The 968-nt window shown below is 42.4% G+C and carries 1 pseudogene; it reads right to left on the reverse strand.

The features are described from left to right. Positions 1-968: pseudogene (locus tag R5R67_RS19455) on the reverse strand (phage tail tape measure protein); the annotation flags it as partial.

Here is a 968-nt window from a genome sequence, read left to right on the forward strand (position 1 = left end):
TTCATAAGCTTCATTATATTTGTCGATTTGCTCCTTTAATGCATCTCTTAGGCTTGGGGGTAACTTCTGCTTAGCAAGTTGCTCCATAGCCTCCTTGTAGCTAATCGTGCCCAATCGAGCTTCATTAGAAATCCTTGTAAGTTCAACATTACCTTTACCGTAGTTTTGAATATCAATTAAAGCTGAACCAACAGCCATTTCTGTTTTTTTCAACTCCTCATTTTGAGCTTTAAAAGCCGTTGTTAAGTCATTAATAGCTTTGGTTTTTGCCTCACCTTTTAAGCCTTTTAATTCTTCAGCAGTACGGTTAGCCACTTCGGCTTGTTCAGCGAGAGTTCTATTCGCTTCTTCTGCCTTACCTTTAAAATAAGTGTAAGTTGCAGCCAGAGCGGATACACCTAAGGTAATTGCTCCAATTGGACCCCCGATAAGTCCTAATGCTCGGCTACCAATACTACCAACTAAAGAAGAAGCTGCTGAGAGGCGTGTTTGCGCAGCAGTTTGTGCATTTGTAGCAGCAGTTACTGCTGCCTGTGCTTGTGCGTATCGAGTTGCTGCCGCAGTTGCTCCAAATTTAGCTTGGGTTTCTGCATTTGTTGCTCGCACATTCGCGAGATGAGCTTTTGCTGCATTCAAAGCAGCGGTAGCTTCTGCATATTCTGCTTGAGCATTTAATACAGATGCTTGGCGGCTCGCTAAAGTTGAAGCCATTCCCTCTTTAATAGCAGCGCTCTTAATCAAAATTGCACGAGTTATATAACCAATACCAACGACCAAAGCCCCATCAGCAATTAAATCTAAATTACTTGCAAGAGTTTGAACTGATCCAGCTAATACCTGTGCCGCACCACTTCCCTTACCTGCTTCGCCAACAAATTTTGTGATCTCGTTGTTTAGGAGTGTGAGAGACTGCCCGATTGTGATATCTGTTTTAGCAAAAAGAGCATCAACATCAGATTCTACATTTC

The sequence above is a fragment of the Acinetobacter sp. OYA S30 genome (assembly GCF_033599315.1).
In the GTDB taxonomy this organism is placed as follows: Bacteria; Pseudomonadota; Gammaproteobacteria; order Pseudomonadales; family Moraxellaceae; genus Acinetobacter; species Acinetobacter baumannii.